The sequence below is a fragment of the Marinicrinis lubricantis genome (assembly GCF_042658665.1).
Taxonomy (GTDB): Bacteria; Bacillota; Bacilli; order Paenibacillales; family KCTC-33676; genus Marinicrinis; species Marinicrinis lubricantis.
In genome coordinates this window covers 36518-48409 of the sequence record NZ_JBHSQV010000182.1, presented here as the reverse complement: position 1 = coordinate 48409, position 11892 = coordinate 36518, and the positions used below count along the sequence as shown (strand labels likewise).

Below are 11892 nucleotides of genomic sequence, written 5' to 3'. Positions count from 1 at the left end.
CCCCATGTGGAAGCTAACGAAATATTTGAAGCCTTACCTAGCCGCGACCTTGGCCGCCCCACTGCTGATGATGATCGAAGTCGCTATGGATCTGCTGCAGCCTAGGCTGATGGCCGACATCATTAATGAAGGCGTCATGAACCGTGACCTTGCTTACATTCAGCACAACGGGATATGGATGGTGATCGTCGCTTTCATCGGTCTGCTTGGCGGCGTCGGCTGTACCATCTACTCCAGCATCGCTTCACAGAAATTCGGAGCTGATCTCCGTGAAGATTTATTCCGCCACATTCAGACCTTTTCCTTTCGCAATCTGGATCAGGTCAAAACCGGCTCTTTGATCACGCGATTAACGAACGACATCGTACAGCTGCAGACGATCGTTCAGATGGCACTGCGCGTATTTGTCCGCTCCCCGCTATTGGTTGTCGGCAGCTTCATTATGGCCCTTACGATCAGCCTGCGTCTGACGATCATTATGGCCATTGTAATTCCTGTCCTGTTCATTACACTGCTCTGGATTATTCGTTTCGCTTTTCCGTACTTTTCCGTCGTACAAAAAAAGCTGGATCAGGTGAATACGGTGCTGCAGGAAAATTTAAGCGGTATTCGGGCGGTAAAGGCGTTCGTTCGTTCCAAGTTCGAAAGCCGCCGTTTTGATCGCGCCAACCACGACTATATGGAAACCGCTATCAAAGCTGGGCGAATCGTCGCCCTGAACCTTCCTGTGCTGTCCCTCATCTTGAACATCGGGATCGTTGCCGTCCTCTGGTATGGAGGCCACCAGGTATGGGAGACTTCGATCGCCGTCGGCGATCTGGTCGCTTTCATCAATTACATGACGCAGGTCTTGTTCTCGCTGATGATGATCGGTATGATGCTGATGTCAATTTCGCGGGCGAAGGTTTCTGCCGACCGTATTCAAGAGGTCATGGAGTTGCAATCGGAAATTCGCAATGCTCCGAACGCCCGTACAGATGTCATTCGCGAGGGTGAAGTCACGTTCCGGAATGTTTCCTTCGGTTATGGAACGAGCGAACAGGATATGGTGCTTAAAGATCTCAGCTTCACCGCCAAGCCTGGGCAGACACTCGCCATCTTGGGTGCGACCGGCGCAGGAAAGTCAAGCCTCGTGAATCTGATTCCGCGCTTGTATGAAGCAGCGGCCGGAACCATTCTCATCGACGGCGTAGAAATTCGAGACATCGATCTGCACCATTTGCGCAGCAAGGTAGGCATGGTGCTGCAGCAGGCGATCCTGTTCAGCGGCTCCATCCGTGACAATATTTGCTTCGGACGCCCTGATGCCAAAATGGAGGAAATCATCGAAGCGGCAAAAGCAGCACAGGCCCATGACTTCATCATGCAGATGCCGGATGGCTACGATACACAGCTCGGCCAGCGCGGGATCAACCTATCCGGCGGTCAGAAGCAGCGAATTTCGATTGCACGCGCCCTTCTGCTCAGGCCTTCCATTCTCATACTGGACGACAGCACAAGTGCTGTAGACTTAGGGACCGAATCCAGAATTCAAAAAGCGCTGAAAGAGATGATGCGGCACTGCACGAACATCATTATCGCGCAGCGAATTTCCTCCGTACTGGAGGCCGATCAAATTATCGTCATGGATGAGGGCCGCATCGTCTCCCGCGGCACACATGACGAGCTGATGCGAGAAAGTGCAGTATACCGCGACATTTATGAATCACAGCTTGGAAAGGAGGATGTCCTCTATGGCTGAAACCGCTCAGCACAAGCCTCAAGAAAGCAGACCGATGAGCCATCCCCCGGGCTTTGGACGAGGTCCGATGCATATGGGGCCGAAAGTGCAGGCCAAGGATACGCTCGGCACGTTGAAACGAATATGGCATTACATGGGGGGCCAAGCGAAAGGGTTAATTGTCGTCTTTGTCCTTACATTGGCCGTCACTGGTCTCACACTGGCCGGTCCTTATTTGTTAGGGCTGGCTATCGACGACTACGTCATTCCCGGGGATTCCAGCGGACTGCTCTGGATGTGCCTACTTCTGCTTGCGGTCTATGTCGGTTCATCTGCTGCACAGTGGATACAAACCTATGTGATGGTCGGGGTCTCCCAACGAACGGTAAAAGTCATGCGTGGGGATCTGTTTAACCAGCTCCAAAAGCTGCCTCTGCGTTTTTTTGACAGCAAGACACATGGCGAGCTAATGAGCCGCACGACGAATGATATGGAGAATGTTTCGAACTCGTTGAATCAGAGCGTCATTCAGCTCATGTCCAGCATTCTTACGCTCGTCGGGGCGCTTGCTCTCATGCTCAGCCTCGACCTGTGGCTTACACTGCTCAGCTTAGTAACCATTCCCATCGTGATCGGGATTACGAAGCAAATCGCGGTTCGCACGAGAAAGCACTTCAGTGGTCAACAGCAAAGCTTAGGCCAGCTGAACGGATACATCGAGGAAATGGTTACCGGACAAAAGGTCGTGCAAGTCTACCGCCGAGAAGAAATGGCCATGACCGAATTTCAAACGATCAATGACAAGCTCAAAGAAACAGGAATCAAATCGCAGATTTTCTCCGGCATGATGGGCCCTGTGATGAACTTCGTCAACAACTTGAGCTTTGCCCTTCTCGCCGCAGTCGGCGGTTGGATGGTCTTCAAGGATTTCACCTCGATCGGCGTTGTCGTCAGCTTCATGAACTATTCGAAGCAGTTCGGCCGGCCGATTAACGAGCTCGCCAACCAGTTCAACATGCTGCAATCGGCCGTTGCCGGTGCGGAACGGGTATTCGAGGTCATCGACACGCCATCGGAATTTGAAGCAGATGCCAGGGAAAGCGAGATTCGGCCAATCCGTGGTGATGTCTTGCTCGATCATGTCACGTTCAGCTACAAGCAGAACGTGCCGGTTCTGAAAAACGTATCGCTGCACGCGAAGCCGGGTGAAACGATCGCCCTCGTCGGTCCAACTGGCGCCGGCAAAACGACGATCGTCAATTTGCTCACCCGCTTTTACGATATCGATCGCGGTACGATTCTGATCGACGGGAAGCCGATCCAGTCTTGGGATAAGGAAGCGCTGCGCGGACAGCTGGGGATCGTGCTGCAGGACGCTTACCTGTTCTCCGCAACCGTCAGGGAGAATATTCGGTACGGTCGTCTTGACGCAACAGACGAGGAAGTAGTGGAAGTGGCACGCCTCGCGAACGCTGATGCCTTCATTCAGAAGCTTCCTCAGGGCTATGACACGATGCTGTCTGCAGAAGGCGGCAACCTAAGCCACGGCCAGCGGCAGCTCATTACGATTGCTCGCGCTATCTTAGCGAATCCGTCGATCCTCATTCTCGATGAAGCAACGAGCAGCATTGACACGAGGACAGAGATGCAAATACAAGAAGCGATGCATACGCTCATGGACGGGCGGACCAGCTTCGTCATTGCGCACCGCTTAAGCACGATTCGTAATGCCGATCAAATCCTCGTCACTCATGGCGGCGAAATTATTGAGCGCGGCAGCCATGATGAGCTTGTACAGCAGCAGGGCTTCTACTATGAGCTGTACACCAGCCAATTCAAACGGGTTGGCTAAGGACAATAACTCCTCATCGGACTCCATAGAATACGAATGAATACGTGAATAAAGGATGCATCACGCAAGGGGCTTTACCTCTTGGTGAGCATCCTTTTTTGTGTGTTCTTCTGGAATTGTGTTATCTTCTTTCGCTTCTATCGTATCCCATTAATGTAGTTTAATTGCTTCAGAGGACACCATTTAGAACAGATTAATCAAGCGTGGCGACAAAGTAGGAGGATGGTCATTCCAATGGACAGCTCCATGTGTTGAAGCTTTCAGAAATGATATTTATCAAGAGCATTTAAATACGGATCACTTAAAGACAAGTGAAATTGTAAACCTTATTTCAAGGAGAATAAACAACAAGGAAAATTAAAAAATATGTCGAATAATTAGAATTTAGTTAAAATAACATCGATACAATAGATACTCAACTCTGTGGCCAAAGACTCGGCAGAGAAGTCACAGAACGTCTTAGCCGCTGCTGAGGAACAGCTTGCCTCCATGGAAGAAATCACGTCCTCCTCCCAAGCATTAGCTGGTTTAGCGGACGATCTCCAGAACATCATTAAACAATTAAAAAATAAAAACAAATAAACCACTAATCCGAATTGAACGGCACCTCCGGCGGTTACACATATCTAACCGCCGGAGGTGCCGTTTTTTTGAGATGAGTGGTTTTAAACAAGCCAAAGCCGTGACAGCTCAAGCTTCGTAAGACACTATATCGCTATATTATGAGCATTACCGTTCCCGCCGTGATCACGATTCCGCCGACAATAGTGTGCCCGCGCGCCTTTTCCTTCAAAAAAATAAAGCTCAATATCATCGTCAGGACCACACTGAATTTATCGATGGGAGCCACGACGGACACCTTGCCGATGGCTATGGCCCCGAAATAGCATAACCAAGACAAGCCTGTCGCGATTCCTGACAGAATCAAATAGAGATAGCTCTTTTTTGTAATTCGCCGCATCTCCTTATGCGTACCTTGAAAAAGTACAATCACCCAAGCAAATATCACAATCACGATCGTTCTTAAAAAGGTAGCCACATTGGAATCAACATCTTCCATTCCGATCTTCGCTAGTATGGACGTTAATGCAGCAAAAAACGCAGCGATCATCGCATAAGCAATATAGATTTGGGAGCCCGAGAATCGCTTCTTCTGTTCATTTTTTCCAATTAAGATGAACGTTCCAACAGCAATGATGGCCCCTCCTGCCAAAACAAGCGGATCTGCCGGTTCATCTAATACGATGATGGAAAAAGCAATCGTCAGCACGATACTGGCTTTATCAATTGGGACGACCTTGGATACATCGCCAATGGCCAGTGCTTTAAAGAAAAACAACCATGAGCATCCCGTGGCGAGACCGGAGAATGCAATATACCACAGCGCGCTCGTTCGAATCTGCGATATCATATCCATCTGCCCAGTCACGACGACGATCATCCATGCCATAAGGAGCACGACGATCGTTCGGATCGCTGTGGCTAAGTTGGAATTCACATGTTCAATTCCGATTTTTGCTAGAATAGCTGTAAGTGAAGCAAATAGAGCGGCAAATAATGCTAATATCATACTCATGATGCGACCTGCTTTTATTCGGATTTTGTAGCGTCGCAGGGAGCCGACCCGTTATCCAACGGATGGGTTTGCAGCGAAACGCGCTCCCTGAACAATGAGCTTACGAAATTCCAGATGCTTGAAGGAGTGTAGATGATGACCCGGCATCAGAAACACGACTCGGCCTAGACCGAATGGATGCACCCAGGCGGCGGGGTGCTTTTTTCCATCCAGTTCATACTCCAGCAGTGTTTCCCGCTTCGTAAACGGATCGAACTCAAACTGATACGGCTCCTCATCCATGTCAAAGGCCGAAATGCCTTTCATGATCTCATGTTCAGCTGCGCTCACCCGAAATGGCAATTCCTGATACGGCGGATGTCCGGTGAATCTCGCGCCAATGAGCTGACTCAGCTCGGGACGCGCTTGCAATGAAATGCCGTTATGGATGACGAGCAGGCCGCCTCCTTGGCTGACATATGTAAGTAGATCCGCGGTTTGCTGTGACGACAGCGCCTCATTCCAGCGGTCCGTATAGGATATCAACAGCTCATAACGCTTTAATGTTTCCAGCGAAAAATACCCATACTCATCGGTCGCGTCCACTTCGAACGCTTCTTCCAGTATACTGAGCATCTCTTGTCTTACAGGCTGCAAAGGATGGTATGGCGCCTGTGCATTGTCTCCAATGAAGAGCGCTTTCGTTTTCGGTTTCATCCCAATATCCCCTCCTCTATTCTCTCGATCAATTACCATGTCATTTTATTTCCAGCATAGTCGATAAACGCCGGATGATCGCCCATCCATTCCTTGTGGCGTTCAATTTGCTGCAGGATCCCTTCCGCTGACTGCTCGGGCGTCAAGTCCGCCGCTTCGTCCAATACGCCGCGCATATAGGTTTTCACCCAGCCGGGATGGAGAATCAGCACTTGACCTCCCTCCTGCTTGATCTGGTTATGAATCAGCACCGACTGCATGTTGAGTGCCGACTTGGACATCGTGTAGGCGAACCAGGAGTTACGCCCATTCACGCCGATTCTCCCTGCTTCCGACGAAATATTGACCATCAGCTTTTGCTCACTGTTTAGCAGAAGAGGCATGAACGCCTCCGCTGTACGCAGCGGACCCAATGTGTTGACATTGAACACCTGCTGAACATCCTCCAAATCCAAGCCGTCCAAAATCGTACGCTCCGTATCGCCTAAAATCGCTGCATTATTAATGACCAGGTCCAGACGATCCGTATGTTCTTCGACCTGCTTTTTGGCCTGATGCACGCTTTCGGTGCTGGATACATCCATCAGCACCGCATGCAGCTGCTCTCCGCGAAGGTGCTGCAGCTCCATCAGTCTTTCCTCCTGCGTATGCATTCCTGCAAAAACGGTCCAACCCTTATCCAGCAGCTGCTTAACCAGTGCGAATCCAACACCCCGGCCAGCGCCTGTCACGAGTGCCATGTTCCCCATCATGATGCATCCTTTCCATTCGCCATTTGGTTATATTATACCAATAAAGATAAGAGCATGAGGAGAATAAAAATGGCACCGCCCGCTGCCATCAGCACATAATCGCCTCGCACCATACGCAGCGTGCGGGATGGTGCTCGCTGCATCCCCGCCGCTTTATAGCCTTTAGCCTCAAGCGCCGTGGAGAGATCGGATGCGATCTGGAAGAGCGACAGGATGAGCGGAATCACCATAACGGGCATATCACGAAGCCGAATTCGCCCAGGTTTGGCGGTCTGCTTACCTCGCGCGCGAACGATGCGTGAGAAACGCTCCGCCTCTCTCATCAAAAGCGGGATAAACCGAAGAATTAGCGATGCCGCAAGCGATAAGATGTCAACGGGTATTTTGATTTTACGAAGCGGAGCCAGCGATTGCTCCAGTCCTTTCTTCATGCTTAGCGCACTTGTGGTCGCCTGAAGAACAAAGCCTAATACCATGATGAGCAGTATTTTCCACAGCTCCATCAAGGTCACGAGCGCCCCCTCCATCTCGAAATAGACAGAACCTAGATGACGAACTCCACTTGGCGCCTCACCGATCCTCACCCCCGACAAACCAACAGAGACGATGATCAGGATTAGAAACGGGCGAATCATCGAGAACAGCTTGCCCGGCGACAAGCCCGACGGTACGATGACCGCTGCCGTTATAAGCGTTGCGGCCCATACTCCGACCCAAGCATCTTGGAGAAGGATCGCAATGGACCAAAGCATATAGACGATCCATTTCCCCCTTGGATCGGCTTTTTCAAGGGCTATACCTTCCGGCTCTATTGAAGCGGATGCGGGCGATCCGTGCACTTTCTCAAGAGAAGCGGATGTTTGCGGAAGATACAGATCAGATGTCTCCGTGATCGTCGCGGCGGACTCTCTGTCTTCTCGCTGACGGTAGGGGCCTGCGCTTTCGGTGGAGGGACGATGCGATGCATGTTGATTGTCGTCCGTAACGTCCGGGGCAGACATTTCTCCGACACGGCCTGCTTGAATGGCGCATTGCACGTGCTTCATAATATGTTCCGCCATATGTCCCGGAGTCAGGACACCCTCCGGCATGTGCATGCCGAGAGCGCTCAAATGCCATGCCACTTCTACGCTGGCTGGGGGCGCCAGCCCTGCCCGTTCCCACACCTCCGGCTGCATTCGCAGCTGAGCAGGCGTCCCCTGCGCTGCCACCTCTCCACCACGCAGCATCACCACATAGTCCGCTACCTCCCAGAATGCGTCCAAGTCATGCGTAGCAATCACGATGCCGCCTCTCATCGCTGCCTTCATGGAGGTAAGCTGCTGAATCAGCCTATCGCTCGAATCGGCATCCAAGCCTGCCGTCGGCTCGTCCAGCAGCAGCCACTCTGGTTCCGTGGCCAAAGTGGTTGCAAGTGCCACTCTACGCTTCTGCCCGCCGCTCAGCTGAAATGGAGAACGCTCCTTCCATGACTGCGGCAGCCCCATGCCGAGCAGCGCTTCTTCCGTCCGCCTGACCCGCTCGGATTTGCTGAGCGGGTATGGACGCAGCGAATAATCAAATTCCCCCTGCACCGTTCGTGCGAACAATTGCTGCTCTGGAAACTGAAACACCTGGCCAACGGCCCGCTGAATGACAAGCTGCGGCTTCTGCTTCACCCATAACGGCCGACCTCCGTACAGGATCGCGCCGCGGTCCATCTGATGCAGCCCCGACATGATATCCAGCAGCGTGGACTTGCCTGCACCCGTCTTGCCCAATAGAAGCGTGATGTGCTTTTCTTGCAGTGTCAATGTGATATTGTTTAGTATTTGGCGTTTTCCTTCCGGATGATCCAGCCCGAGACCGTTTATCTGAATGGACATAAGTCTTCGATCACTCGCTTAAATTGTGGTATCGTTACAGGCCTTTCAGAAAGTGAAAGCCCAGAATGCAGCAGATGCTCCACCGTTTCGACGATGTATGGCTTGCGAAACCCGCCTTGTTCACAGGGACTTAGCTCTGATACGGAGTCATCCCCATAGAAGAAGCGCTCCGGCGTACCGTCATATGCCATGTTGCCCTCATCCAAAACAACGACTCGCTCTCCATAGCCAAGCTCTTCCATCAGCTGCGTCGCCCAAACAATGGTCCGCCCTTCCTTATGAAGTGTCTGAGCAACGGTTAAGATCTGCTCCCGAGATATCGGATCAAGCATCGACGTCGGCTCATCGAGAACAAGAAGCTGCGCATCCGAAGCCAATGCACCCGCTATGCACAGCAGCTGCTTCTGTCCCCCCGAGAGCTTCTCCACGGATTGATGCATGAGATGCTTCATCCGTACCTTCTCCAGGGCTTCTTCTGCGCGCCGTACCCTCTCTTCCGCGGCCATTCCCTGATTTTCCAGACCGAAGCAGACTTCCTCGATCACACTCTCCCCAATCATTTGAGCGTCCGGATTTTGAAAGACGGCCTGGACCTCAGGCCATGAATAGGTTTGTACGCGTCCGCGGGAAATCGGGCACAGCCCGGCCATTACTTTCAGCAGTGTACTTTTGCCGCTGCCGTTTCTGCCCACCACGAAGACGAACTCCCCCTGTTCAATTCGCAGATTCAGTTCACGCAGAACATAAGAAACCTCAGCGGCAGATTGGAAGGCCACGGTCATGCCATCCGCTTCAAACGCTGTCTTATTCCTCATGGCGATTCTCCTCGATTTTTAATTGTTAACCTTATTATTTCACAAAACGGTTGACAATGACAACCGGTTTGCGTTAATTTCGTTAAGGAAACGTTTCTAATGCATATCGAATGAAGAAATGAGGTGTTCGAATGAAAACAAAATCACAGCGCATTACTGTCAGAGGCATCGTGTTTAGTGCACTGTTCGGTGCGCTCATGGTCGTGATGAGCTTTTTACAAATTCAGCTCGGTTTCTCCCCTGTCCCTATAACGATGGAGACGATGGCGATTATGCTCACCGGGGCCTTTCTCGGTGCATCCTACGGCTTCTTCAGCATGTTTACAGTCGTCGTATTGGTCGCATTGGGACTTCCGCTTTTGAATGGACAAGGCGGCTTGGCCAAAATACTTGGTCCCACCGGCGGATTTATTTGGATGTTTCCGCTGAGTGCGCTGCTCATCGGCTATTTTGTCAACCGTGTCAAAGGTGATGGAATCAAAGCATACATACAAATTTTCATCATCATTGGGCTGTTCGGATCACTGCTTTTATATGTCACCGGCGTTCCTTGGCTGGCATATAAAATGAAAGTTTCATTCGCCAAAGCGATGGCCTTGGGCTGCTATCCGTATCTTCTGGGCGATTTCGCGAAGGTCGTCATCGCGACGATCATTGTCGTTCCGATCCGGAAAATGTATCCCTCCTGGCAATTAACAGGTACCGGAGGAGCCAAGGTTGCGATTTTAGAAGATTCCAGCACGAGAAAGCTTTCGTAAGCTGCTTGAAAGGCAGCATGACCTTATTAAATCCATTCTTATTTTGCATGCGTATGCCGCAGCTTCTACTCGCTTCATATTTCGCAATAAGCCGCTTGAAACAGGAACCGCTCCATTATATAATGATGAGCAAATCATTCGAATAACGGATTATGCCGATGAAGAGCATCCAACTCCGAGGCGTTTTCGTCAAGACCGCCGAGTGCACCTGCGCTGGTGGCTCCTAAGTGAACCGGAACCGCCCGTTATCGCGGAACCAAGGGGGCTGAGCCTTGTATCTATCTAGGCCCGGCCAAGTTGGGTGGCACCGCGAGCCTAAAGCGCTCCTCGTCCCAATCGGATGAGGGCGCTTTTTGTATTTTTCAAGGTGAAGGGAGCATCATTATGCTGGATATCGAATGGATTCGAAACCACCCGCAAGTCATTGAACGAACCGCAGAACAAAAAGGAATTAAGCTGTCCGCCCGGGAATTGCTGGACTGTGACGCCCAACGCCGCCGTCTTCTGCAAAAGACGGAACAGCTCCGAGCTCGGCGCAATGCACAGACGAAGGAGATCTCAGATCTGATGCGGCAAGGACGGCACGAGGATGCAAAACAACGCAGGGAGCAGGTCAAGCAACATAACGAGCTGCTTGGCGTATTGGATGCTGAGCTCTCCGAGGTGGAAACGAGGCTACGGCAGCTGATGCTCGGAGTGCCTAATCCGGTATCCCCGGATACACCGATCGGCCGCTCTGATGCCGACAATGTGGAGGTACGCCGTACAGGGTCACCTCCCGCGTTCACATTCCAGCCGAAGGATCATGTCGAGCTCGCAGTGCATCTGGATATGATCGACATCCCCCGCGGCGTCAAGGTGGCGGGCACCCGCAGCTACTATCTGAAAAATACCGGCATGCAGCTTCACCGCGCCGTGCAGCAGCTGGCGCTGGATGTGCTGGCGGGCCAAGGGTTTACGCTTCTGGACGTGCCCGTTATGGTGCGGGGAGAGGCGCTCGAGCATACGGGATTTTTCCCGAGCGGAGAAGACCAAACCTTCAAGATCGCGGATGAGGATAAATGGCTCGTCGGCACCTCGGAGGTCAGCCTCGTGTCGTACTTCAGCGGTGAAATCGTCGATGCAGTACAGCCCGTCAAGCTGGCTGCACTTTCGAATTGTTTCAGGAAGGAAGTTGGCTCAGCCGGACGGGATGTTCGCGGCCTGTACCGTGTTCACCAGTTCTCTAAGGTAGAACAGGTCATTATCTGCAAAAACGATTTGGCATTATCCGAGCAGCTTCTTGGGGAGATCACAGGCCATGCGGAACATATTTTGCAGCTGCTCGAGCTGCCTTATCGGGTCATGGCGGTGTGCACCGGGGACATGTCGCAAAAGACATACAAGCAATACGATATCGAAACAGGATGCCGAGCCGAGGTAATTATGGAGAGACCCATTCATCCTCGAATGTGCTGGACTTCCAAGCGCGCCGCTCACAAATTCGCTGGCGAGATGAAAACGGAAAGCTTCAGTATTGCTACACCTTAAACAATACCGCCATCGCCTCGCCAAGAATCCTGATCCCACTCCTCGAGAATCATCAGCGCGAGGATGGAAGCATCTATATTCCGGAAGCGCTGAGAAAATATATGAACGGGGCGTCCGAGCTTCGGTCTGAAACGAAGGAGTAAACATTTGTAACATAGATGAAATCTAATTTTCATCCTCCTTTAAGATTCGGGGCCTATAATAAGGATCAACCCCCTTTAATTCATATATATACATGTTAAAAGACCCGCAAGCATCAATGCTTGGCGGGTCTCTTTCTGTCTATACAGCGCCGTCCCCTTGGAAAAGGGGCATTGCTCGGTTCTAT

General features: G+C 51.5%; 9 protein-coding genes and 1 pseudogene. 5 read left to right on the top strand and 5 right to left on the bottom strand.

The genetic code is table 11. The features are described from left to right. The first annotated feature begins 4 nt into the window (after positions 1-4). The 3 genes from ACFPXP_RS19255 to ACFPXP_RS19245 all read left to right on the top strand — a co-directional run bounded on the left by ACFPXP_RS19255 (position 5) and on the right by ACFPXP_RS19245 (position 4154). On the top strand, positions 5-1741 hold the full coding sequence (locus ACFPXP_RS19255; RefSeq protein WP_379896022.1) for an ABC transporter ATP-binding protein: 1737 nt from the start codon (positions 5-7) through the stop codon (positions 1739-1741). Beyond that, positions 1734-3572: an ABC transporter ATP-binding protein gene (locus ACFPXP_RS19250; RefSeq protein ID WP_379896021.1), complete on the top strand. Its 1839-nt coding sequence runs from the start codon at positions 1734-1736 to the stop codon at positions 3570-3572. The genes ACFPXP_RS19255 and ACFPXP_RS19250 overlap by 8 nt, the downstream gene beginning before the upstream one ends. A 423-nt stretch (positions 3573-3995) precedes the next feature. Beyond that, a complete protein-coding gene (locus ACFPXP_RS19245) occupies positions 3996-4154 on the top strand; it encodes a hypothetical protein (protein ID WP_379896020.1) in 159 nt (52 codons plus the stop codon). Between the two features lie 133 nt (positions 4155-4287). Here the strand turns inward: ACFPXP_RS19245 and ACFPXP_RS19240 are convergent, their stop codons facing one another. The 5 genes from ACFPXP_RS19240 to ACFPXP_RS19220 are packed head-to-tail and all read right to left on the bottom strand — an operon-like array spanning position 4288 to position 9276. Continuing rightward, complete coding sequence (locus ACFPXP_RS19240) at positions 4288-5148, bottom strand: EamA family transporter (RefSeq protein WP_379896019.1); 861 nt, start codon at positions 5146-5148, stop codon at positions 4288-4290. A 51-nt stretch (positions 5149-5199) separates the two neighbouring features. Then, a complete protein-coding gene (locus ACFPXP_RS19235; protein WP_379896018.1) occupies positions 5200-5844 on the bottom strand; it encodes a ThuA domain-containing protein in 645 nt (214 codons plus the stop codon). Positions 5845-5876: 32 nt separating this feature from the next. Beyond that, a complete protein-coding gene (locus tag ACFPXP_RS19230) occupies positions 5877-6596 on the bottom strand; it encodes an SDR family oxidoreductase (RefSeq protein WP_379896017.1) in 720 nt (239 codons plus the stop codon). 32 nt (positions 6597-6628) lie between these two features. Further along, positions 6629-8461 carry an ATP-binding cassette domain-containing protein gene (locus ACFPXP_RS19225; RefSeq protein ID WP_379896016.1) on the bottom strand — a complete coding sequence of 611 codons (1833 nt, stop codon included), beginning with the start codon at positions 8459-8461 and terminating at the stop codon, positions 6629-6631. Then, positions 8446-9276 (bottom strand): energy-coupling factor ABC transporter ATP-binding protein, encoded by an 831-nt coding sequence (locus ACFPXP_RS19220; RefSeq protein WP_379896015.1) that lies wholly within the window; start codon positions 9274-9276, stop codon positions 8446-8448. The genes ACFPXP_RS19225 and ACFPXP_RS19220 overlap by 16 nt, the downstream gene beginning before the upstream one ends. 131 nt (positions 9277-9407) lie before the next feature. On the opposite strand from ACFPXP_RS19220, the gene ACFPXP_RS19215 reads away from it, so the two are divergent. After that, positions 9408-10034 (top strand): biotin transporter BioY, encoded by a 627-nt coding sequence (locus ACFPXP_RS19215; protein ID WP_379896014.1) that lies wholly within the window; start codon positions 9408-9410, stop codon positions 10032-10034. 384 nt (positions 10035-10418) lie between these two features. Further along, positions 10419-11707, top strand: a pseudogene (gene serS, locus ACFPXP_RS19210) (serine--tRNA ligase). The last annotated feature ends 185 nt before the right edge of the window (positions 11708-11892 follow it).

What these genes read in the sequence shown, in the direction of transcription:
- ACFPXP_RS19235 (WP_379896018.1), bottom strand. Translation starts at nt 5,844, where the DNA reads ATGAAACCGAAAACGAAAGCGCTCTTCATTGGAGACAATGCACAGGCG.
- ACFPXP_RS19215 (WP_379896014.1), top strand. Translation starts at nt 9,408, where the DNA reads ATGAAAACAAAATCACAGCGCATTACTGTCAGAGGCATCGTGTTTAGT.
- ACFPXP_RS19230 (WP_379896017.1), bottom strand. Translation starts at nt 6,596, where the DNA reads ATGATGGGGAACATGGCACTCGTGACAGGCGCTGGCCGGGGTGTTGGA.
- ACFPXP_RS19240 (WP_379896019.1), bottom strand. Translation starts at nt 5,148, where the DNA reads ATGAGTATGATATTAGCATTATTTGCCGCTCTATTTGCTTCACTTACA.
- ACFPXP_RS19220 (WP_379896015.1), bottom strand. Translation starts at nt 9,276, where the DNA reads ATGAGGAATAAGACAGCGTTTGAAGCGGATGGCATGACCGTGGCCTTC.
- ACFPXP_RS19250 (WP_379896021.1), top strand. Translation starts at nt 1,734, where the DNA reads ATGGCTGAAACCGCTCAGCACAAGCCTCAAGAAAGCAGACCGATGAGC.
- ACFPXP_RS19255 (WP_379896022.1), top strand. Translation starts at nt 5, where the DNA reads ATGTGGAAGCTAACGAAATATTTGAAGCCTTACCTAGCCGCGACCTTG.
- ACFPXP_RS19225 (WP_379896016.1), bottom strand. Translation starts at nt 8,461, where the DNA reads ATGTCCATTCAGATAAACGGTCTCGGGCTGGATCATCCGGAAGGAAAA.